This window comes from Streptomyces sp. NPDC088794, assembly GCF_044750545.1.
GTDB lineage: Bacteria > Actinomycetota > Actinomycetes > Streptomycetales > Streptomycetaceae > Streptomyces.
In genome coordinates, this window is the sequence record NZ_JBIVKB010000002.1 from 788,990 (window position 1) to 809,909 (window position 20,920).

Below are 20,920 nucleotides of genomic sequence, written 5' to 3' on the forward strand. Positions count from 1 at the left end.
CCCCTCAGTCCCATTCCAGGCCGCCGCGCCGCCATACGTACGCGTACGCGACGAAGACGGTGAGCACGAAGAGCAGCATCTCCACGAGCCCGAAGATCCCCAGGGAGTCGAAGGTGACGGCCCAGGGGTAGAGGAAGACGATCTCGATGTCGAAGACGATGAAGAGCATCGCCGTCAGGTAGTACTTGATGGGGAAACGCCCGCCGCCGGCCGGCGTGGGGGTCGGCTCGATCCCGCACTCGTAGGCCTCGAGCTTGGCCCGGTTGTACCGCTTCGGACCGATCAGCGTGGCCATGACCACGGAGAAGATCGCAAAGCCTGCCCCGAGGGCTCCCAGTACGAGGATGGGCGCATACGCGTTCACCGCTCCTCGCTCCTCTCAGTCGGCACTGACTGCTGGCGATGGCACCGGGCCCGCTGCTGCCCCACCGGATCCCCGAACACCTCGCGTCCCAGCGAAGATCGAGAACATGTGAAGCAGGTCACAAGCCCAACTGCCTCGCATCTTATGCCCGGCGCTCTGTGATCTGCGACACGGGGTATTGCACAAGCTTTGTGATCTCCACCACCTGACGAAGGATCATGAAGTCGGATGGCCGGTGATCTTCGCACGTGAAGCGTCCGAGTGATCACCAGAGGTGACATTTGCGCTCGTCGGCGCAGTTCGGACGAGGTGTCTCCATATCAAGAGACTTCCCTTGCATGCAAATTGGTGCTGGACGGGGTGCCTTGCTAGAGGACGGCATTCACACATCGGAGGGAGTCGCACGGCGCGATGTGGACACGTGCACACATTCACGAGCGAGTGAGGACCGAGGCACGCGCATGACGCAGCCGCCGCTGTGACCGTTGCGTGACCTCCGCCACATCCATGAGAGGCGTCTGAGAGCGGGGCTTGGCCACTTGTCTCAACCGGTGGTAGGTCAAGGGCAATTCGGGCGTAACGACGAAAGGGCGTGATCACGGGCCGATCGGGCTCTGCCCGCAATGTCCGTTACGGCGTCAATAAAGAACGCCACGCCCGGGATTGTGGGGACCCATTGAGTAAATGTGGCGCACCACACGTTTCTTGAAGGTATGGAGGAGCCCCTGATACCGGTTGGACTCATGTCCCACACCGCTCACATACGCAGCCACCGGAAACCCCGCCGCAACGCGACGAGTTCGATCGCGGTGCGTGCCGGAGTCGCCGGTGGCGTACTCAGTCTGGCAGCGGCGGGCGCGTCGGCCTCGGCGAGCGCCGCCGAGCCGGTGACCCAGACCCTCGAACTGCCCACCCTGACCGCCGACCTGTCCACTCAGGTCGCCCAGTCCGCGGATGCCACGCAGCAGACAGCCGCGAACTACCAGTTGCGTGCCGAGCGTGACGCGGCCGCCGCAAAGGCCGCGAAGCAGGCCAAGGTCGACCTCGCGGACGCCAAGAAGAAGGCGGAGGCCAAGAAGAAGGCGGAAGCGGCCCGCAAGGCCGCCGCTGAGGAGGCAGCCAGCCGCAGCACCCAGCGGACCACGCTCGCCGCTTCAACTCCCTCGACCACCACGACGAGTTCGTCGACGGCGACCGGTTCGGCGGCCACCATCGTCAACTTCGTCAAGGCACAGGTCGGCAAGGCGTACGTGTCCGGCGCGACCGGTTCGTCCGCCTATGACTGCTCCGGTCTGGTGCAGACGGCCTTCAAGCAGGTGGGCATCAGCCTGCCGCGCGTCTCGCAGGACCAGTCGACGGCCGGCACCCAGGTGTCGCTGAGCAACCTTCAGCCGGGCGACATCCTGTACTGGGGCAGCGCGGGCAGCGCGTACCACGTGGCGGTGTACGTCGGTGGCGGCATGTTCGTCGGCGCGCAGAACTCCTCGACGGGTGTCGTCGAGCGGCCGCTGTCGTACGACCCGCCGACCGGCGCGGTGCGGGTGCTCTGAACCTCGGAGCATCCGGACAGCTTGTGAGGGCCGCAGCCGCTCGGGGGCAGCGGCCCTCCCGGCGTCCGCCCGCCGGTCGCCGGTGCGGGACGTCCGTGAGTGTGGCCGGTGTTCTCCTGCGGCTGTCGGGCGCGTTCTGTTGTCATGGCTCCTGGGGGGCGGGAAGAGGCTCCCAAGGCCCGTAGGGCCCTCTCCTGCCCCGCCACAGCGTCCTCACACGACAGGAGAGACAGCCATGCCCAGTGTGTTCGTCCAGGGGAAGCCCGTCGACTCGTATCCGCCGCTCGCGCCCGAGGCCCGGCGCGGGTCGGTGCGGCGCATCACCGAGGTCGGCGAAGAGGTGCTGCACAAGCCCTGCCGGGACATCACCGAGTTCGGACCCGACCTCGCCGCGCTGATCGACGACATGTTCCTCACCATGTACGTCGCCGAGGGAGCCGGCCTTGCGGCGAACCAGGTCGGCGTCGATCTGCGGTTGTTCGTCTACGACTGCCTCGACGACGACGGGGTCCGGCACGTCGGGCACATCGTCAACCCGGTCCTCGAAGCCCTCGACCCGACCGGACGCCGGCTGCTCGACGACAACGAGGGGTGCCTGTCCGTGCCGGGCGCCGTCATGGAACTGCCCCGCCCGGACCTGGCCGTGGTGCGCGGCCTCGACAAGGACGGCGAGCCGATCGTCGTCGAGGGCACGGGGTACTTCGCCCGCTGCCTCGCCCACGAGACCGACCACGTCAACGGCCACGTCTACCTGGACCGGCTCTCCAAGCGCCAACGCCGGGACGCGCTACGGCAGGTGGAAGAACACCGCGACGAGGTGTACGCCCGCCGGGCCGCCAACATCGAGGCGCTCCACAGCTGACCGGCCGACAGCCCTCAGTTCTTGAGCAGGGCGATGAAAGCGATCAGGAGCCCGACGATCGCCGCCAGTTCGGAGGCCACGGTGAGCATCGGCCGCCGTGGCTCTCCGGATCCGGCACCCGGATCCCGCCGACGGGGCTCCTGTCGGGTCGGGTCCGGAAGGACGGGCCCCCGACGAGCCGGATCCTGACCGGCGTTCAGACGGCGGACGCTGAAGACCAGCCGCCACGCCATGACTCCGATCAGGGCCGCCAGGACGAGCAGCAGCAGTGCCGAGACAGTCATCGATCCCCCTGGGGCGCCACCGGTTCGCGCGAGTCCGCCGTCGGTGTGCGCTCACCCCGAATATGGCACCCGAGGGAGATCGTCATGCCCGGAATCCGCCGCAATCATCCCGCGTCACTCGCGGCGGCGACCGGGGCGGCGCTCACGCCTTCGGGGCCACCTTGCTCAGGCCGTTGATGATGCGGTCCATTGCGTCGCCGCCCGTCGGGTCGGTGAGGTTGGCCAGCATCTTGAGGGTGAACTTCATCAGCAGGGGGTGGGTCAGGCCGCGCTGGGCCGCGATCTTCATGACCTTCGGGTTGCCGATGAGCTTCACGAAGGCGCGGCCGAGCGTGTAGTAGCCGCCGTAGGTGTCCTTGAGGACGCGCGGGTAGCGCTGCAGGGCCAGTTCGCGGCTCGCGGGCGTCGGGCGGGCGTGAGCCTGGACGATGACGTCGGCGGCGATCTGGCCGGACTCCATGGCGTAGGCGATGCCCTCGCCGTTGAAGGGGTTGACCATGCCGCCCGCGTCGCCGACCAGCAGCAGCCCGCGCGTGTAGTGCGGTTGGCGGTTGAAGGCCATGGGGAGCGCGGCGCCGCGGATCGGTCCCGTCATGTTGTCGGGGGTGTAGCCCCAGTCCTCGGGCATGGACGCGCACCAGGCCTTCAGCACCTCGCGCCAGTCCAGTTCCTTGAAGGAGTCGGAGGTGTTGAGCACGCCGAGCCCGACGTTGGAGGTGCCGTCGCCCATGCCGAAGATCCAGCCGTAGCCGGGCAGCAGCCGGTCCTCGCCCGGGCCGCGGCGGTCCCACAGCTCCAGCCAGGACTCCAGGTAGTCGTCCTCGTGGCGGGGCGAGGTGAAGTACGTGCGCACCGCGACACCCATCGGGCGGTCCTCGCGGCGGTGCAGGCCCATCGCCAGGGACAGGCGCGTGGAGTTGCCGTCGGCGGCGACCACCAGCGGCGCGTGGAAGGTGACTTCGCGTTTGTCCTCGCCGAGCTTGGCGTGCACGCCGGTGATGCGGCCGGTGCGGTCGTCGACGATCGGGGCGCCGACGTTGCAGCGCTCGTACAGCCGGGCGCCCGCCTTCTGGGCGTTGCGGGCGAGCTGCTCGTCGAAGTCGTCGCGCTTGCGGACCAGACCGTAGTCCGGGTACGAGGCGAGGTCCGGCCAGTCGAGCTGGAGGCGGACGCCGCCGCCGATGATGCGCAGCCCCTTGTTGCGCAGCCAGCCGGCCTCCTCGGAGATGTCGATGCCCATGGCCACCAGCTGCTTGGTGGCTCGCGGGGTGAGGCCGTCGCCGCACACCTTCTCGCGCGGGAACTCGGTCTTCTCCAGCAGGAGTACGTCGAGTCCGGACTTGGCGAGGTGGTACGCGGTCGTGGAGCCGGCCGGCCCCGCGCCGACGACGATCACATCGGCGGTGTTTTCGGAGAGCGGCTCAGTCACGACGGTCACGGCGGGATCTCCCCAAGTTCGGAATCTGCGTGCCGACGGGCACTGGACAAGGGCAGTCTATTCAGCAGAATTGATCACCCAGCTGAAGGGCTGCCAACGTGAACCGAGCTCTGCCCGTCGTACGGCTGCGCGTCCCCACCGACGAGGACGCGGTGGCCTGGCACCGGATCTTCGACGACCCGGACGTGATGGAGTTCCACGGCGGCCGGACCGCGGAGCTGTCCGTCTACGAGGAGCTCACCGCCCGCCAGCGCCGGCACGACGCCGAGCACGGCTTCTGCCTGTGGACCATGGTCGACGACACCGGCCGGGTGATCGGCTTCACCGGCGCCCAGCCCTGGCCGCAGGACTGGGGCCCCAAGGGCGAGATCGAGATCGGCTGGCGCCTCGGCCGGGAGTTCTGGGGCAAGGGGTACGCGACCACGGCCGCACAGATGACCCTGGAGCGGCTGCGGGCGGCGGGCGTGCCGACGGTGGTGGCCATGGTCATCGCCGAGAACGAGCGGTCCATCGCGGTGACGCGGCGGCTGGGCATGCGGCTCGACGAGGTCTTCCGGACGCCGTCGAGCGACCGGGAGGGCCACTGCTACCGGCTCGACCTGTGAGGCGCCGGCGCGACACGTGAGGTGCCGGCGCGATCCGTGATCGTAGATGATCGGGAAAAGTCACCCACAGTAACCGACTGCTACAGAAAGACACTTGGACCTTCCGATCGCCACCCCCCGGCGGTTACTCTGCCAGTACCGCTGGGGGTGACATCTGTGCGCTTAACACCCAAAACACCCGAAGTGCGAGTGCCACGGCTGGTCGGTCTGATGGCCATGGACGCGCGCAGGACGGCCGAGGACACCGGCCTCTTCCTGAACGCGCCGGACCGGCCCGACTTCCACCAGACCGTGGTCGAGTACGTCGTACGGCAGTACCCGCAGCCCAATGCCGAGGTGCCCCGGGACTCCGTGGTGTACGTGTGGTTCGACTTCGGTGAGGGCGACGGCGGCGGCGGGGTGCGCGAGCCGCGCCTGCCCAGGCCGCCCGGCGGCGGACTGCAACGCGAACTGAACGAGCCCGGCGGCGGCGACCCGTACGCCTTCGTCAGCTCGGCCTGAAGCCCCGTCCGCAGCCCCGGGAAGGGCCCTCAGCTCTGCTTGAAGCCCCGGTGCAGGGCGACCACGCCGCCCGTGAGGTCGCGCCAGGCCACCTTCGACCAGCCGGCCTTCTGGAGGTGGCCGGCGAGCGCGGGCTGGTCGGGCCAGGCGCGGATGGACTCGGCGAGATAGACGTACGCGTCCGGGTTCGAGGACACCGCGCGGGCCACCGGCGGCAGCGCCCGCATCAGGTACTCGGTGTAGACGGTGCGGAAGGGCGCCCAGGTCGGGTGCGAGAACTCGCAGATCACGACCCGTCCGCCGGGCTTGGTCACCCGGTACATCTCACGCAGCGCGGAGTCGTAGTCCTGCACGTTGCGCAGCCCGAAGGAGATCGTGACGGCGTCGAACACGTCGTCCCGGAAGGGCAGCTTCGTCGCGTCGCCCGCGGTGAACGGCAGCCAGGAGTGGTTCTTCTTGCCGACCTTGAGCATGCCGAGCGAGAAGTCGCACGGGACGACGTACGCGCCCGTGCGGGCGAAGGGCAGCGACGAGGTCGCCGTACCGGCGGCCAGGTCGAGGATCTTCTGCGCGGGCCGCGCGTCGACCGCCCTCGCCACCTCCTTGCGCCACACCCGGTCCTGGCCCAGCGACAGCACGTCGTTGGTCAGGTCGTACCGTTCCGCCACGTCGTCGAACATCGAGGCGACTTCGTGCGGCTGCTTGTTCAGGGAGGCGCGGGTCACCGGGCCATTCTTGCAGTACGGCCCCCGCCGGCCGCTCAGGAGGGCAGCAGCCGCGGCCGCTTCTTCGCCGCCACGTCCTCCACCCAGCCGCACGCCAGCACGAACACCGCGATCAGGATCCAGCCGATCCCGAACATGAACCACTGACTGTCCAGCGGCAGCCACTTCTCGAACGCGGGCACGTTCCAGAACTGGTCGATCAGCGGCACCGCCAGGATCAGCGCGATCTCGTGCCAGAGGTAGATCGTGACGGCACGCGCGTTGAAGATCGTGACCACCCGGTCCGTCCGCCGGAACCGGGTCAGCCAGGCGAAGTCGATCCGGAAGTACGCCTTGGCCCACATCAGCAGCAGCACGAACCCGGCCGACCAGAAGGCCTGGGCGAGCGGGATCTCGTCGAGGTCGTAGGTGCCGACCTCGCCCTGCTGCGAGAAGGCGTACCAGCCGCCGTAGCCGAGCGCGGCGAGCGAGAGGACGACCACCAGGGCGGGCTTCAGCCGCTCCAGCACGCCGTCGCGGTGCGCGAAGCCGAGCAGCCAGCAGAAGAGGTACGTCGACAGGTCCCACAGGGCGCTGCCGAAGCGGTTGTCGGGCCCCGCCCACAGGTAGGTGAGGACCAGGATCGGGGCCAGGGACAGCAACAGCACGAAGACTGGGGCGAGCCGGAAGACCCGTAGGAGCAGCGGGGAGAGGAGTACGAACCACAGGTACGTCCGCAGGTACCAGAGGATCTCCCAGGCCTGCTCGCCCCACGCGTTGCCCGGCGGGTCGCCGAGCGGCACGACCCAGTAGACGATCTCCCAGCCCGGCATCCAGTCGTGCACGAGCATCGCGAGGACGACGAAGACGCCCCAGAACCAGAACGGCGGCAGCAGCCTGCGCAGCCGGCTCCTCAGCACCTTGGCCGCGGGCCGCTCCAGCGACTTGGCCATGAGCGTGCCGGCCAGGCCGAACATGATGCCCATGGACGGGAAGACCATCCCGCACCAGGCCCACCCGAAGGTGTGATAGGTGACGACCCGGATGAGGGCGACCGCGCGCAGGGTGTCGAAGTAGCGGTCGCGGGCGGGGGGTTGAGGGAGCGGGAGCGGGGCGGTGCTCCGGATGTCCGGTTCAGCCGTATCCGCAGCCGCAGGCCCAGCCGTGGCAACAGGGGCAGCCGTAGCCGTGTTCGCCGGCGCCCCTCTTCTGTGCGAACCCACCTCAGCTCACCCCCGCCGGAGTCCCGACCTCGCCCGTGCGCTTGAGTTTCTGCCAGCGCAGGCGGCCGCCGGTGAGGGCGGTGATGCAGGAGTGGATGAGGACGAGGTACATCATCTGGCGGTAGGCCAGCTGTTGCAGCGGCATCATCAGCAGGTACCGGTACTTCTCGCGGTCCAGCCGGAAGGCGTACGCCGCGCAGAAGAGCTGGATGCCGAGGACCGCGAGCCACGCGTAGAGCGCCGCCTGGAAGTCGACGAAGATCATCGAGTACGCCGTGAACACGTCGATCAGCGGGGCGAAGACCGGCGTGACGATCTGGAAGATCACCACGAGCGGCATGCCGACCCGGCCGAAGCGGCCCGAAGGACCCTTGTCCGTAAGGGACTTGCGGTGCTTCCACAGCGCCTGCATGGTGCCGTACGACCAGCGGTAGCGCTGCGACCACAGCTGCTTGAGCGAACCGGGCGCCTCCGTCCAGGCCCTGGCGTGCTCCTGGTAGACGACCCGCCAGCCCGCGCGGTGCATCGCGATGGTGATGTCGGTGTCCTCGGCGAGGGTGTCCTCGCTCATGCCGCCGACCTGGAGCACCGCGTCCCGGCGGAACGCGCCGATCGCGCCCGGGATCGTGGGCATGCAGCGCAGCAGGTCGTACATGCGGCGGTCGAGGTTGAAGCCCATCACGTACTCGATGTGCTGCCAGGCGCCGATGATCGTGTCGCGGTTGCCGACCTTCGCGTTGCCCGCGACCGCGCCGACCTCGGGGTCGGCGAAGGGCTGCACCAGCTGGTGGACGGCCTCCGGCTCGAAGACGGTGTCGCCGTCCATCATCACGACGATGTCGTAACTGGCGCTGCGCACCCCGTTGTTGAGAGCGGCCGGCTTGCCCGCGTTCTCCTGGCGGATGACCCGGACGTTGGTCATGCCCAGTTCCCTGGCCGCGTCGCGGGCGATCTCGGAGGTGTTGTCGGTCGAACCGTCGTCGACCACGATGACCTCGATCGGATGGGTGCTCTTCGCCAGCGACTTGAGGGTGTTGGCGATGCACTCCTTCTCGTTGTACGCCGGGACGATCACGCTCACCGGCCGGGTGACGGTCGGCCCCCAGCTGAACCGGTGTTTGTTGCGCTGTCTGTAGTGCCGCCGGGCGAGGATCAGCATCATCCCGAAGCGGCCCATGACGGCCACGCCCACGATGATCAGCCCGACCGAGAGCGCGGGTACGGTCCACTCGGCGACGGCGACGGCCATCACAAGTGCCTTGCCCTCGTAGAGGGTTGCGCCGGTGGCGGTGCGGTGGGCGGCCTGGAGGCGGGCCTGGGCCAGGGCGGCGGCATTTCCGTTGCCGTTCCCCGGGGTGCCTTGCGTGCCCTGGGTGCCTGAACCGGCGTTGCCCTCCGCGCCGTTCGGCCCGTCCGCGGCCTGCCCGCTCGCACCGGGAACCGTCCCCGTCGCCGAACCGGTCGCCCCCGCCCGGCGGTCACTGGCGCTGTCCTTCTCCACGACCCCGCTGATGGTGGTGAAGGTGTAGCCCTTCGCCTTCATCTTCTTGATGTACGTCGGCAGCGCCTCGACCGTCTGCTCGCGGTCACCGCCCGCGTCGTGCATGAGGACCGCCGCACCCGTCGTGCCCTTGGGCGTGGCCCAGTCGACGATCTTCGAGACGCCCGGCTTCTTCCAGTCGTCGCTGTCGGTGTCGACGAAGACGCTGATGTACCCGTCGGCGCCGAGCTTCTTGTAGACGGGCCAGCTGTAGTTGTCGATGGCGTCCGTCTCCGAGGAGTACGGCGCGCGGAAGAGCGTGGTCGTGATGCCGGCCGCGCCCGCCAGCGCGAGCTGGGTCTGCTCCATCTCCCGCTTGATGCGGGAGTCGCTCTGGTACGACAGGTCGACGTGGGTGAAGGTGTGGATCCCCACCTCGTTGCCCTGCTGGACCATGTCCTTCACGATGCTCGGATAGCGCGAGACCATCGAGCCGACCACGAAGAAGGTGGCCGGGACGTCGTTCTCCTCCAGGATCTTGAGGACCTGGGGCGTGTACGTGGGGTTCGGGCCGTCGTCGAAGGTGAGCGCGATCGTCTTCTTCGGTACGGAGATCGTCGTGGCCTGACCGCCCTGGAACCTGACGATCGGCCCGCCGTTGAGGACCTTGTCGGGGACCTTGCTGGAACTGGCCCCGTCGCGCACCCGCTGGTCGCCGCCGACCTCGGCACGCAGATAGCCGTCGAGCAGCATGATGCAGGTCAGCGCGAGAAGGAGCAGCAGGGCGAGGATGACTCGCGGTTTCTGCAGCGCCGCGGCCTTGCCCGCCGCCCGCTCGATGCGGGAGGGGGCACGCCGACGGCCGCGTGAGGACGTCGTCGTGGACATGTGGGTGTGCCGTTCCCCTCAGTTGGCGTTCGCGGCGGCGGACGAGGACGAGGACGGTGAGGGGGACGTGGAAGGGGACGTGGTGGGGAGGCCCGAGGGCGGTGCGGAGGGGAGGCCGCTGGGGCGGCTGCCCACCTGGTGGCCGAGGCCGCTCTGCTGGCGGTAGCCGGCGGGGACGTTGCCGTTCCCGGGTCCCGCCTGGCCGTTGCCGAAGGGCAGCAGCGAGGACGGGTTGATCGACGTGCCGATGCCCATGAAGGCCAGGACGAGCACGGCTGCGTACCCGAGACACAGGACGCTGACAAAGAGACCGATCCGGCGCAGCAGCTTCGAGCGGCGTCCGGAGTTGTCAACGAACACGGGTCCCTCGGCGGACTCGTTGCCGCGTTTGCGGCGGCGACCGCGTGCGGTCACGCGGTTTTCGATGGCAGGCTCGGAATGCATTCCCCGGACATTAGAGAGCCTTTATGTGTCCGGGGCCAGTTTTCTTGTGAGGCGCATATGAGAGACCTCTTAACCTGTCTCTTGGCTATGAGATTCCATGAACGCCTGCACGGTGACACACGAGGGAGCAGGAGCCCAATGCCCCATTTATTCCGCCCGGTTGATACGATTCGCACCACATCTCCCATGCGCTTCCTGTGCGTTGGCCGTCTTCATGAACAGCGGCCTCGTGTGAGACGTTCTCTATTTGAATGGGACTTTGTTTCACGCCTGAGACAGAAATCACGAGAGCGGGTGCATCTTCAATGCAGGGTTTCCTGAAACCGGCGGTCGGGGTCACATGTCTGTTTGCCCTGGCCACGACGGGGTGCTCCGCCGGTTCCGACAACACCTCGGACGCGGCGTCGGATCCCCCGAAACAGAGCACGACCCCCAGCGCGAGCGCCTCGCAGGAGGCGGAGGCGACGTCCAGTACCTCGTACGCCCCCTACGTCAGCGCGACGGAGGCGTCCGACAACGACTCGGCCGGCTCCCCGACGACGTACAACCTGGCCTTCGTGATCGCCTCCGGCAGTACGTGCACGCCCAAGTGGAACGGCACGGAGGCCGTCGGCGATTCGGCGGTGACGTCTCGGATCTCTGGGCTGAAGGGTGACGGTGCCAGTGTTCGGGTGTCCTTCGGCGGGGCCTCCGGGAAGGAACTGGCGTCCACGTGCGACAGCGCGTCTGCGCTGGCCGCCGCGTACGGGAAGGCGTTGGATGCGGCCGGGTCCTCCGAGGCCGACTTCGACATCGAGGGCGATGAGTTGACCGACTCCGACGGGGTTGCTCTGCGGTCCGAGGCGATCGCGTTGCTGCAGAAGGAACGGAGCGATCTCCAGGTGACGTTCACTTTGCCGGTGATGCCGTCGGGGCTCGACTCCGACGGGGTCGCGTTGCTGGAGTCGGCGAACAAGTACGACGTTCAGGTGTCCTCGGTGAATCTCATGACCATGAACTACGGGGAGTCGTACGACGGGGACATGGGCGACTATGCGGTGACTTCGGCGAAGGCCGCGCATGCGCAGTTGGAGAAGGTGTTCGGGTTGTCCGACGCGGATGCGTGGCGGGGGATGGCGTTGACCTCGATGATCGGCGTCAATGACGTGGACGGGGAGACGCTGACTCTGTCCGACGCGGCGGATGTTCGGGCGTTCGCCGAGGAGAAGGAGATCGCGTGGGTTTCCATGTGGTCGACGTTTCGGGATCAGCAGTGTGAGGACGGGTCCGCCGGGGCGGATGATGCGGCGACCGATTGCAGTGGGGTTGATCAGAGTGCGGGGGCGTTTGGGGAAGCGTTCGCGGGGTGAGTGGGTGCGTGCGGGTTGTACGTGGCTGGTCGCGCAGTTCCCCGCGCCCCTACAGGCCAAAAACGCAGGGGCGTTGCTAGCGGCGCCTATGTACCAGGCGCCCGGCGCACACCGTGGCGATACACGCGCCCGTCTCGTCCCGTACGGCCAAATCAGCTCGCTCGCCCTCTGCGATGGCCGTCGGACCCGGCGCCGGAAGAACCAGCACGTCGTTCCGGTTCGCCGCCGCCCGCAGGTCAGGTGAGTCGACGTACCGCTCCAAAACCGCCGTCGCCCCCAACTTCAAGACCCCGTGGATGCGTTCCCGTGGGCTCGGAGCCTCCGGCAGTGGGCCCTCGTGGATGCGGGCCGGGCCCAGGGTGCCCGGCCAGTTCCGTACGCGGGCGTCAGGGAACCGCTTCTGGACCTCCGCCAGTGTGCCGACGCCCGCGATCCGGCTGCCCTCGACCGCGACCGCGTCGCCTGCGTCCGCCGTGTGAATCGTCAGCACAGGAGCTTCAGTTCGTCAGTTGGACGCGAGGAGCTTCAGCTCGGGGTGGGCCGTGCCGCCCGCGATCGCGGTGGAGGAGATGTGGGACATGACCCGCTCGTCGACGGGGTCGTTCGCCGGGTCGTCGTGGACGACGAGGTGCTCGTACGTCGTGGCCCGCTGGGCCGGCACGCGCCCGGCCTTGCGGATCAGGTCGATGATCTCCATGCGGTTGGAGCGGTGCTTGGCGCCGGCGGAGGAGACGACGTTCTCCTCCAGCATGATCGAGCCGAGGTCGTCCGCGCCGTAGTGCAGGGAGAGTTGGCCGACCTCCTTGCCGGTGGTGAGCCAACTGCCCTGGATGTGGGCGATGTTGTCCATGAACAGGCGCGCGATGGCGATCATGCGCAGGTACTCGAAGAGCGTGGCCTGCGTGCGGCCCTTCAGGTGGTTGTTCTCGGGCTGGTAGGTGTACGGGATGAAGGCGCGGAAGCCGCCCGTCCGGTCCTGTACGTCACGGATCATCCGCAGGTGCTCGATGCGCTCGGCGTTGGTCTCGCCGGTGCCCATGAGCATGGTCGACGTGGACTCGACGCCCAGGTTGTGCGCCGCCTCCATGATCTCCAGCCAGCGCTCGCCGGACTCCTTGAGGGGCGCGATCGCCTTGCGGGGGCGTGCGGGCAGCAGCTCGGCGCCGGCGCCCGCGAAGGAGTCGAGACCGGCCGCGTGGATCCGGGTGATGGCCTCCTCGACCGACACCCCGCTGATCCGGGCCATGTGCTCGACCTCGGACGCGCCGAGGGAGTGGATGACAAGCTGCGGGAACGCGCCCTTGATCGCCGCGAAGTGCTTCTCGTAGTACTCGACGCCGAAGTCCGGGTGGTGACCGCCCTGGAACATGATCTGCGTGCCGCCGAGCTCGACGGTCTCCGCGCACCGGCGCAGGATGTCGTCCAGGTCCCGCGTCCAGCCCTTGGCGGTGTCCTTGGGAGCGGCGTAGAAGGCGCAGAACTTGCACGCCGTGACGCACACGTTCGTGTAGTTGATGTTCCGCTCGATGATGTAGGTCGCGATGTGCTCGGTGCCCGCGTACCGACGGCGGCGTACGGCGTCGGCGGCCGCGCCGAGCGCGTGCAGCGGGGCGTCGCGGTAGAGGACGAGGGCCTCTTCCGGGGTGATCCGCCCACCGGCGGCGGCACGGTCGAGCACGGCTGTGACATCAAAAGATGCGAGGTCGGCCTTCTCGGTCACCGGGGCGTCCCTTTCGTCAAGGGTTGTGGACGGACCAAGCCAGCGTACGCCAGCCCTCCGACAAGCCCGACGTCAGGCGGCGTAGGCCCCGATCAGCAGCCCCACGAACGCCCCCGCGATCAGGAACGGCCCGAACGCGATCGCCGTCTTGCGCCCCGCCCGCCGCCCGACGACCAGCGCACCGCCGTACAACCCGCCGAAAAGGAACGCGGCGAACGTGCCCAGCATGACCGTCGCCCACCCGTACCACCCGAGCACCGCCCCAAGACTGAGCGCCAGCTTCACATCGCCGAAGCCCATGCCACCGGGGTTGATCAGGAACAGCAGGAAGAACCCGCCGCCGAGCGCGAGGGCGCCGTACAGCGCCGTCAACCAGTCCCCCGCGTGCTCCGGTACGAAGGCCACGGCCCCCAGCAGCGCGAGCGCGGCACCCGCGAGGGGCAGGGTCAGCGGGTCGGGCAGCCGTTGCACCCGGAAGTCGACGAGCGTCAGCAGCACCCCGACCGGCGCGAGCAGCAGCCACACCCCGAGTTCGGGCCGGGTACCGGTGGCGGCGGCGAGGGCGGCGCAGACGAGGGCGGTGGACGCGGCGGTCACGGGGGTACGGGAGCCGTAGCGGGTCTCCGTCGGGGCGCACTCCCCGCACCGCGCCGGCCCGATCCACCCGCCGAGCCACCCACCGATCCCCCCGCTGATCGCGTGCCTGCGCGGGCACGTGTCCCGCCAGGCCTCCCCCATCGGCGCGGAGAAACGGTAGGCGGCTCGCGGCAGCAACGCCCCCGCCACCGCGCCCCAGAGCGCGGCGACGGCGATCAGCACCCCCGTACTCACTGCGCTCTCACTCCGCCCTCACTCCGAACCCACCGCGTCGCTCACTCCGCCGCTCACCGCGCTGCTCAACCCACCGCTGCGACGCCGTTGCGCCACGTCGGCAGGAGTTCGTCGAGGAGGGCCTCGGTGCGGGGCGGGAGGCCGCGGGCGCCGCTGCGGTCGACGAGGTCGGCGGCGACGGACTGGAGGCGGGCGGTGTCGGCGGTGGCGTGGGTGGCGCGGAGGAGTTCGTTCCAGAGGCGCTCGTCGCCGGGGGCGGAGTTGAGGGCCGCGTTGAGGGCCTCGATGGCCTTCTCGGCGCGGTTCTTCTCCAGGTGGAAGGCGGAGAGGGCGAGGCCGATGTCCGCGACGAGCAGCGGGAGTTGGGCGTCGATGATCTCGTGGGTGAGCCAGCGGTAGCGGCCCTCGGGCCGGTCGGCGAGCAGCGGCCCGCGCACCAGCACGAGCGCGTCGGTGAGCAGGCGCCCGCGCACGGCCCGGCTGTCGACTCCCTTGCCCTGCGTGGCCTCGTGGTAGAGCGAGCGCAGTACGTCGAGGTCGGAGACGACGGACTTGGCGAGCACGAGCCGTCCGGTGGAGTCGGAGCTGAGCCGCGGGGTGCCGTCGGGGTCGGCGCCGAGCCAGGCGCGCAGCCGCTCCAGGAGCGCGTCCCGCACGTCCGCGGTGACGCCCCGCGGCCACAACGCGGAGGACAGCACGCGCGGGTGAACGCCCTCACGGTGCAGAAGCAGCAGCGCGAGCGCCTCGTGCAGCAGTGCGCTGCGCTCGCCGTCCGGGGTGTCGAGGCCGATGATCTCGTACGGGCCGACGAGCCGCGCGTACACCGCGGGCCGTCCCTGCTCGCTGATGTCGACGAGGAACGGCGGTGTGGTCGTGGGCCCTTGGGGGTCACGCTCGGGGTCGGCCTCGACGAACAGGTCGACGACGGCGCGCTGTTGGGCGGCCGGCAGCATCTGGGCGTCGAGTTCGAGCCCGAGCAGGGGGGCGAGGAGCTTGCCCTCGCCGGTGATCTCCATCTCCCAAGCGGCGCCGGGCAGTTCGCCGGTCTCGGTGCCGACGAGATAGCCGATGCCCAAGTGGCCTGCTCCGGAGGCGAGTTCGGCCAGCTTGACGGCGTCCTCGGCGGACGGGGTGGCGGCGAGGAGAACGAGATGCGGGGCCCAACGGGTGTGCTGAGCGGGCCCGGTACGGCCGGTCAGTACCGAGTGGTGCCCCGCCGCGCCGAGCGCTCCGCGCCGCTGCCGGGTCTCGGCCTCCATGGTCTCGATCAGGTCGTCGATGCCGTCGAGGTGGCGCAGCCGGTTCGGCGCGAGCGGGGTGAGGTCCTCGCCGAAGCCGACGAGGGTGATGGTCATGCGGTCCGACCACCCGTTGGTCGCCAACTCGGCGGCCACGGACGCGAACACGGCGGCCCGGTCGGCCTCCCGCCCGCTCAGCGAGACGATGCCGGGCACGGACTCCAGGTTCAGCAGCAGCCGCGAGTCGTCCATCGTGCCGAGGCTGACGAGCCCGGGGTAGGGAGCGGCGGTGTCGACATCCTCGTACCGCTCGCCGTCCGTGCGCGACAGCATCCAGAAGGTCTGATCCTGCCCGAGCTGCCAGGGGGCCGGGGGCTTGCCGGCGGGCTGGGCGAGTTGCAGATGCAGATCACCGTTGGTCAGCCAGGCGGCGTACACGGTCGGCAACGCCCGTGACTCGGCGGCGAGTTGCGCGGACAACCCACGCAACGACCGGTCGAGCAGTCGTACGCCTTCGGGGTCGGCGCCGACGAGAAGGGCGTCCTGCGCGTCGGCGGCGTCGCCCGTGGGCGTGGGCGGCTCCATCCCGCGCCGCCCGCCGACGGCACCGAACGCCGACTGCCACAGGGCCTGTCGGCGCCGGCGCCCGAGGGCGAGGAGGAGACCGGCGGCGAGGAGGGGGGCGCCGAGGAGAGCCTCGGGGAGCCCGAAGGAATCACTGCCGGCGGAGTGGGAGGCGGGGTCGGAGGCGTGCTGCTGTCCGGCGTCGGCGGCGGGTCGCTGCGCGGGCACGGTGAGGTGGGCGGTGCCGTGTTCGCCACCACCCTGGGCCTGCTGCCCCCCGCCCTGGGCCTGGTCGCCGCTCTTCGCGTAGTCGTGGATCTGCTGCTGAAGCTGATCCGAGGCGTTGGACGTACTGGACGCGTCGGACGCGTTGGCGTCGGGCATCTCGACGAGTTCGCCGCCGTGGGCGTCGCCGGGCATCTCCATGATCCAGCCGGGCCGGATGAGACTGGCCTCGGACAACCTCGACCCGTCGGGCTGCACGCGGTCCTTGTTGAGCTGGTAGATCTCCTTGTACCGGCGGCCGTCGCCGAGGTGCCGCTGGGCGATCTCCCAGAGGGAGTCGTGGTGGCGCCCCTCGGGCGGCTGGATCCGGTAGTACTTCGTGTCGGCCTGCTTGACCGTGCCGCCGGCGTCGGCCTGCGCGGCCGCGTGGGTGGCCTGTTCGGCGAGCGCGGCGGCGGTTCCGGCCGCCTGTTCCTGCTGCTGCGCGAAGAGCCCCGGGGTCTGCTGGGCGGCGGCGACGGTGGGCCTCTGGTTCCCGTCCATGCTGTGCTGCCCGAGTTGCGAGAGCCCGGGGGTGAGGCTGGCGGCGGTGGCCCCGACCAGCAGCAGCGCGGCGACGAGCTGCCGGGCGAGCAACTGACTGGGCCCGGACCCGGGCACCCGCCCCGGCACGCCGACGCCGGACATCGCGGCCTTCACTTCCACCAGCACACAGGCGGTGAACTGCGCCCAGGCCAGCCAGACGATCACCGTGAGGATGTTGAGGAAGGTGTCGACGGTGATCTCGCTCTGCAACCAGGCCATTTTCGGCGCCCCGCTGGGGAACGGCCACCCGACGAACATCGCGAGCGCCCACGGCACCCCGACGACCAGCACGAGCAGCGCCGCGAACGCGAAGAACGCCTTCACGAAGTCCCCGAAACTACGCCGCCGGATCCGGACGGGCTGAGGCGTCCGATTCCTGGGCCCCGACGAGTTGCCCGTCGAGCTTGAAGAGCTTTCGGTGCGGCGTCGCGGCATGGCGGGAGTCCTGGGTCGTGTCGAGTGGGTGGGTCGAGCGGGTGCGCGTCGGGTGGGGAGCAGGGTGGAGCGGTAAGCAGGGTGGAGCGGTAAGCAGGGTGGAGCGGGACGGCTAGTGAGCCTACAGAGATCCTATTGACTCTTATTTGCATCGTCGAAGGTCTGATACGGAGGTGAGACTCACCCTCGCCCGATACCGCACCGCCCGCCCCAAAAGCCCGACTCACCCCCCACGTTCCCCACACAATCCCCCCACCGGCCCCAAGGCCCCCTGACCCACCCCTGATAGCTTCGTTCTCTGTTGCACACACGCCAACCTCGGGGGAGATCAAACGTGGCCCGCCGCGCTCTGACCACGACCGCCACCGCACTCACCATCGCGGCGAGCTTTCTGCTCACGGGGTGTGGTGGGGGTGACGATTCGTCTTCGGGGGACATCAAGGGGGCGGACACGGGGTCGTCGAGCCCGTCGGCTTCGGCGGCAGGCGACTCCAAGGGACCGGATCTGAGCCTGCCGGGCGACCTGAAGGTCGAGTTCGACGCGACACAGCCGTCGGACACCCGTCACGCTGCGGCCCTCGGCAACGCGAAGAACTACATCCTGGCCCTGAACCACGGCATCACCGCCCAGGACCCAAACGACCCGGCGTACCAGTTCTATTCGCTCGGCAATGCCACCAAATACGCCAAGAAGCAGATCCAGGCGTGGGTGGACGACAAGTGGACCGCCACCGGAGTCGACAGCTACTACAAGACCCGGACTGACGACGTCGCCAGTTCGGGTGGTGTTCTCGTCACGATGTGCCGGGACCAGGGCAAGTTCTACGGCAAGAACGTCGACACACAGAAGACCAAGTACACGAAGGCGAGCCTCAACGACTACCAGGAGTTCCGGCTCCTCATGGCTCCGCCGAAGGGATCCCAGAAGATCTGGAAGGTGCTGCAGATCGAGGTGCAGGGGCGTGTGAAGGAGTGCCAGCGATGACGTCCGCGCGAACTGTTCTGCGCTGGTCCGCGGCCCTGACCGCCGCGAGTCTCCTGTGGTCCGGAGGAACGGCGTACGCCGCGGGTCCGGAGGACAACACCACCCAGCCGCCGGCCGATCAACCGACCGGTACCACCGACGGCAAGGGAACGCTCAAGGCTTCGGTCTCCCACATCCAGATCAAGTACGTGAGCGGCGGGAACGGCCACGGCAAACAGGGCAACCTCGGCACGGTCGATCCCAACTGGAAGCCTCCCGCCTGCTGGTACGAGCCCGCCTTCTCGCCCGCCGCGCTCAAGGACTTCGTGGACTCGGACGGCGGCGGCGACGTCGGCATCCACGAAGCGTGGTTCGGCAAGGAGCTGTGGACCGACCACTACAAGGACGGCAAGCCGGCGGACAACTTCGACATGAACTCGCCGACCAACAGCAGTGCCGACGGATACAAGGACTACAACCTCGGCAAGAACGGCTACTTCTGGCGAGGCGTGGCCCCCGACGCCCAGGACCCCGATTCCTGGGACTGCGGCCGCATCATGTTCTGGGTCCCCGCGGGCCAGATCCCGAACGACCCGCACACTCCCACCCCGAAGACTCTCGCCGAATACGCCTACAACAAGGTGAAGGTCCCCGAGACCGAGGTGGAGCTGAAGCCGGAAGCCAAGTCCACGGTGAACCTCCCGACTTGGGTCTGGCTGGACAAGGGCACGTTCCAGGAGGTCAAGGTCCGCGCGTCGCTCCCCAACACGGGCCTGTGGGCGGAAACGACCGCCAAGCCCGTGTCCCTCCACCTGGAGCCCGGCACGGACGACGCCACCACGTACCCGGCCTCGGGTGACTGCAAGATCAACGACGACGGCTCGATCGGCACTCCATACACCAAGGGCAGCGCCGAGAAGACCCCACCGTGCGGCATCACCTACCTCCACGCCACGGACGGAGCCCCCTACCGTCTGAAGGCGAGCATCACCTGGCAGATCACCTGGCAGGGCAGCGACGGAACCAACGGCAACCTCCCCGACGGCACCTTCGACACGACCCAGGACATGAACGTCCAGGAGATCCAGTCGGTCAACCGCTGAGGCCGGCGAAAACCACTCTTACGAGTTCTCGCCGAACTCCCGCACCACCACAACGAGTTGCACCGGCGCCTCGACATCATCGTGCTTGACGCCGGCCAGGACGACCTTCCCGGTATCCCAAACCCTCCACGCGGTGTGGTCGACAAAGTCCGCACCGTCGGTCAGGTCCTCCTCGCCGACGCCGACAGTCTCGAGCCGCCCTCCGACTACCCCGGACTCCAACTGGAAGACAACGCGAGGGAGTTCGGCGGAAGCGGCGTCGTAAAGACCGTCGATGTACGTGTCCGGGTCGGGCCACTCCTCCTCGACCTCGCGGAACCACACCGTGAACTCCACCTGCACGGACGGCCCGTCACCCTGAATCCACGCCGTGGCGTCACCACGACTCCAGGTCGTGGCCCACGCCTTCGCGGGATTCCTCCGCTCCCCCGTCCACCCCATCTCGGCGAGAACCGCGTCCACGGCCGGCCCGGTGAGCCCGTCAAGACGGGTCAAGCGATCCAGTTCCACGCTCACGTCAGGACCGGCGCCCACGCACAACCCTCCACGCGTCCCCGACCACGTCCTCAGCACGCAGCCACCAGCCCTCCAACGTGTCCCCCACCGTCGCCCGCAGCCATCGCCACTTGAACCACAGCGGCAGCTTCCGGAAGGGGACGAACGTCAGGGTGTCCTTGATCGCGTTCGCGGCGACGCCCCCAGGACCCTCGGTTCGCAGCGCGGCGTACAGCTCCGGCGTCAGGTCGCCATGAGTTCGCGCGACGATCCCCGCCGCGGTGAACGCGAACTCCCGGCGAGAGGTGTCCAGCACGCGCATTGCCCGCACGATGCGCGGCGATGCCACGTCCGGCGAACACGTCAGCGCCAGCCCGATCACCGCCGCGCCAAGATGCTCCTCGCCGCGTTCGAAAGCGGCGTCCACCGCGGCGGGGTCGTCGATCCCGGACAGCCCTTCGCCGCTCTGCCAGTCGTACGAAAACCCCATTCGGCGACGTGTGCGCGGCTCGGCCGGCTTCAGTGCCACTCCTCGGGATTGAGAGCGGCACCGACGAACCCGTCCCCGACGGTGACGGTGAGGTCGGGTTGCCCAATTCGCAGTGCGATCTTCTCGGGGTCGAAATCATGGAACTCGAGCACGAAATGCTCCACGAGGGCGGGCCGGTCCAAGGGAAAGCCATCGAGGTCCACCGCGGAGTTCGCGCGATCCGCCCCCTGGCAGAGAACCGACACGAACAGGGGGAAGAATTCCGCTTCCAGGAGTTGATCCGCGTCACGGATGACGCCCGCGATTCCCACGCCCCCCGTGACCGCACCGCACAGGTCGTCCAGGCAGTCGACCAGAGCATCCCAGTTTCTGCCGAAATAAGCCGGGAATTGCAGGACTTGAGCGAACGAACGGTAGATACCCTGCTCGGTTGTCAGATCGCGCGAGTCAAAGCGGTGGACCTGCCCGCCCTTCGCCTCCAAGGCCGACAACTGCCGCTGAACCTCGGCCGCGCCCTGGGGAACGAAGATGGCCCAAGGTTCCGAGGTTCCCGTGATGTCGAAGCTGGTCATTCCTGG

General features: G+C 68.8%; 21 protein-coding genes. 7 read left to right on the forward strand and 14 right to left on the reverse strand.

Going from position 1 to position 20,920, the window contains the following annotated elements; translation table 11 throughout:
- Positions 1 to 4 precede the first annotated feature (4 nt).
- Positions 5 to 364, reverse strand: coding sequence for an NADH-quinone oxidoreductase subunit A (locus ACIP6U_RS08255; RefSeq protein ID WP_030379754.1), 360 nt, complete (start codon positions 362 to 364; stop codon positions 5 to 7).
- Between the two features lie 743 nt (positions 365 to 1,107).
- On the opposite strand from ACIP6U_RS08255, the gene ACIP6U_RS08260 reads away from it, so the two are divergent.
- Complete coding sequence (locus ACIP6U_RS08260; RefSeq protein ID WP_401714229.1) at positions 1,108 to 1,914, forward strand: C40 family peptidase; 807 nt, start codon at positions 1,108 to 1,110, stop codon at positions 1,912 to 1,914.
- A 235-nt stretch (positions 1,915 to 2,149) separates the two neighbouring features.
- On the forward strand, positions 2,150 to 2,776 hold the full coding sequence (gene def, locus ACIP6U_RS08265; protein WP_401714231.1) for a peptide deformylase: 627 nt from the start codon (positions 2,150 to 2,152) through the stop codon (positions 2,774 to 2,776).
- Positions 2,777 to 2,790: 14 nt separating this feature from the next.
- On the opposite strand, the gene ACIP6U_RS08270 is transcribed toward def, so the two are convergent.
- Together ACIP6U_RS08270 and ACIP6U_RS08275 are read right to left on the reverse strand one after the other, a co-directional pair.
- Positions 2,791 to 3,060 carry a hypothetical protein gene (locus tag ACIP6U_RS08270; protein ID WP_401714233.1) on the reverse strand — a complete coding sequence of 90 codons (270 nt, stop codon included), beginning with the start codon at positions 3,058 to 3,060 and terminating at the stop codon, positions 2,791 to 2,793.
- A gap of 142 nt (positions 3,061 to 3,202) precedes the next feature.
- On the reverse strand, positions 3,203 to 4,498 hold the full coding sequence (locus tag ACIP6U_RS08275) for a geranylgeranyl reductase family protein (protein WP_401714235.1): 1,296 nt from the start codon (positions 4,496 to 4,498) through the stop codon (positions 3,203 to 3,205).
- 98 nt (positions 4,499 to 4,596) lie between these two features.
- Here ACIP6U_RS08275 and ACIP6U_RS08280 point away from each other — a divergent pair, with 98 nt between their 5' ends.
- Positions 4,597 to 5,103, forward strand: coding sequence for a GNAT family N-acetyltransferase (locus ACIP6U_RS08280; protein WP_401714237.1), 507 nt, complete (start codon positions 4,597 to 4,599; stop codon positions 5,101 to 5,103).
- Positions 5,104 to 5,286: 183 nt separating this feature from the next.
- Entirely contained in the window at positions 5,287 to 5,604 is a 318-nt protein-coding gene (locus ACIP6U_RS08285; RefSeq protein WP_401714239.1) for a PASTA domain-containing protein, read from the forward strand.
- Positions 5,605 to 5,633: 29 nt separating this feature from the next.
- Here the strand turns inward: ACIP6U_RS08285 and ACIP6U_RS08290 are convergent, their stop codons facing one another.
- The 4 genes from ACIP6U_RS08290 to ACIP6U_RS08305 all read right to left on the reverse strand — a co-directional run bounded on the left by ACIP6U_RS08290 (position 5,634) and on the right by ACIP6U_RS08305 (position 10,313).
- Positions 5,634 to 6,329, reverse strand: a complete 696-nt coding sequence (locus ACIP6U_RS08290) for a demethylmenaquinone methyltransferase (RefSeq protein ID WP_401714241.1) — start codon at positions 6,327 to 6,329, stop codon at positions 5,634 to 5,636.
- Between the two features lie 35 nt (positions 6,330 to 6,364).
- Positions 6,365 to 7,435, reverse strand: a complete 1,071-nt coding sequence (locus ACIP6U_RS08295) for an acyltransferase (RefSeq protein ID WP_401714439.1) — start codon at positions 7,433 to 7,435, stop codon at positions 6,365 to 6,367.
- A gap of 97 nt (positions 7,436 to 7,532) precedes the next feature.
- Complete coding sequence (locus tag ACIP6U_RS08300) at positions 7,533 to 9,899, reverse strand: bifunctional polysaccharide deacetylase/glycosyltransferase family 2 protein (protein WP_401714243.1); 2,367 nt, start codon at positions 9,897 to 9,899, stop codon at positions 7,533 to 7,535.
- A gap of 18 nt (positions 9,900 to 9,917) precedes the next feature.
- Positions 9,918 to 10,313, reverse strand: a complete 396-nt coding sequence (locus ACIP6U_RS08305) for a hypothetical protein (protein WP_401714245.1) — start codon at positions 10,311 to 10,313, stop codon at positions 9,918 to 9,920.
- Positions 10,314 to 10,648: 335 nt separating this feature from the next.
- Between ACIP6U_RS08305 and ACIP6U_RS08310 the strand changes: the two genes are divergently transcribed.
- Positions 10,649 to 11,692 (forward strand): hydrolase, encoded by a 1,044-nt coding sequence (locus ACIP6U_RS08310; RefSeq protein WP_401714246.1) that lies wholly within the window; start codon positions 10,649 to 10,651, stop codon positions 11,690 to 11,692.
- A gap of 76 nt (positions 11,693 to 11,768) precedes the next feature.
- Here ACIP6U_RS08310 and ACIP6U_RS08315 read toward each other — a convergent pair whose 3' ends face one another.
- From ACIP6U_RS08315 to ACIP6U_RS08330, 4 genes are all read right to left on the reverse strand, one after another.
- Complete coding sequence (locus ACIP6U_RS08315) at positions 11,769 to 12,182, reverse strand: imidazolonepropionase-like domain-containing protein (protein ID WP_401714248.1); 414 nt, start codon at positions 12,180 to 12,182, stop codon at positions 11,769 to 11,771.
- A 15-nt stretch (positions 12,183 to 12,197) separates the two neighbouring features.
- A complete protein-coding gene (mqnC, locus tag ACIP6U_RS08320) occupies positions 12,198 to 13,412 on the reverse strand; it encodes a cyclic dehypoxanthinyl futalosine synthase (protein WP_401714250.1) in 1,215 nt (404 codons plus the stop codon).
- Positions 13,413 to 13,484: 72 nt separating this feature from the next.
- Positions 13,485 to 14,243, reverse strand: coding sequence for a prepilin peptidase (locus ACIP6U_RS08325; RefSeq protein WP_401714252.1), 759 nt, complete (start codon positions 14,241 to 14,243; stop codon positions 13,485 to 13,487).
- Between the two features lie 65 nt (positions 14,244 to 14,308).
- A complete protein-coding gene (locus tag ACIP6U_RS08330) occupies positions 14,309 to 17,290 on the reverse strand; it encodes a BTAD domain-containing putative transcriptional regulator (RefSeq protein WP_401714254.1) in 2,982 nt (993 codons plus the stop codon).
- Between the two features lie 334 nt (positions 17,291 to 17,624).
- Here ACIP6U_RS08330 and ACIP6U_RS08335 point away from each other — a divergent pair, with 334 nt between their 5' ends.
- Positions 17,625 to 18,275 (forward strand): hypothetical protein, encoded by a 651-nt coding sequence (locus ACIP6U_RS08335; RefSeq protein ID WP_401714256.1) that lies wholly within the window; start codon positions 17,625 to 17,627, stop codon positions 18,273 to 18,275.
- On the forward strand, positions 18,272 to 19,357 hold the full coding sequence (locus ACIP6U_RS08340) for a hypothetical protein (protein ID WP_401714258.1): 1,086 nt from the start codon (positions 18,272 to 18,274) through the stop codon (positions 19,355 to 19,357). The genes ACIP6U_RS08335 and ACIP6U_RS08340 overlap by 4 nt, the downstream gene beginning before the upstream one ends.
- 18 nt (positions 19,358 to 19,375) lie before the next feature.
- Here the strand turns inward: ACIP6U_RS08340 and ACIP6U_RS08345 are convergent, their stop codons facing one another.
- Genes ACIP6U_RS08345 through ACIP6U_RS08355 form a run of 3 tightly spaced genes read right to left on the reverse strand, consistent with a single transcriptional unit; the run spans position 19,376 to position 20,914 of the window.
- Entirely contained in the window at positions 19,376 to 19,873 is a 498-nt protein-coding gene (locus ACIP6U_RS08345) for a hypothetical protein (protein ID WP_401714260.1), read from the reverse strand.
- A 1-nt stretch (position 19,874) separates the two neighbouring features.
- Complete coding sequence (locus ACIP6U_RS08350; RefSeq protein ID WP_401714262.1) at positions 19,875 to 20,381, reverse strand: hypothetical protein; 507 nt, start codon at positions 20,379 to 20,381, stop codon at positions 19,875 to 19,877.
- Positions 20,372 to 20,914, reverse strand: a complete 543-nt coding sequence (locus ACIP6U_RS08355; RefSeq protein WP_401714264.1) for a barstar family protein — start codon at positions 20,912 to 20,914, stop codon at positions 20,372 to 20,374. The genes ACIP6U_RS08350 and ACIP6U_RS08355 overlap by 10 nt, the downstream gene beginning before the upstream one ends.
- Between the last annotated feature and the right edge of the window lie 6 nt (positions 20,915 to 20,920).

Bases quoted from the DNA above. Each gene is read 5' to 3' on its own strand.
- def (WP_401714231.1), top strand. From the start codon at position 2,150: ATGCCCAGTGTGTTCGTCCAGGGGAAGCCCGTCGACTCGTATCCGCCG.
- ACIP6U_RS08310 (WP_401714246.1), top strand. From the start codon at position 10,649: ATGCAGGGTTTCCTGAAACCGGCGGTCGGGGTCACATGTCTGTTTGCC.
- ACIP6U_RS08340 (WP_401714258.1), top strand. From the start codon at position 18,272: ATGACGTCCGCGCGAACTGTTCTGCGCTGGTCCGCGGCCCTGACCGCC.
- ACIP6U_RS08260 (WP_401714229.1), top strand. From the start codon at position 1,108: ATGTCCCACACCGCTCACATACGCAGCCACCGGAAACCCCGCCGCAAC.
- ACIP6U_RS08300 (WP_401714243.1), bottom strand. From the start codon at position 9,899: ATGTCCACGACGACGTCCTCACGCGGCCGTCGGCGTGCCCCCTCCCGC.
- ACIP6U_RS08270 (WP_401714233.1), bottom strand. From the start codon at position 3,060: ATGACTGTCTCGGCACTGCTGCTGCTCGTCCTGGCGGCCCTGATCGGA.
- ACIP6U_RS08330 (WP_401714254.1), bottom strand. From the start codon at position 17,290: ATGCCGCGACGCCGCACCGAAAGCTCTTCAAGCTCGACGGGCAACTCG.
- ACIP6U_RS08355 (WP_401714264.1), bottom strand. From the start codon at position 20,914: ATGACCAGCTTCGACATCACGGGAACCTCGGAACCTTGGGCCATCTTC.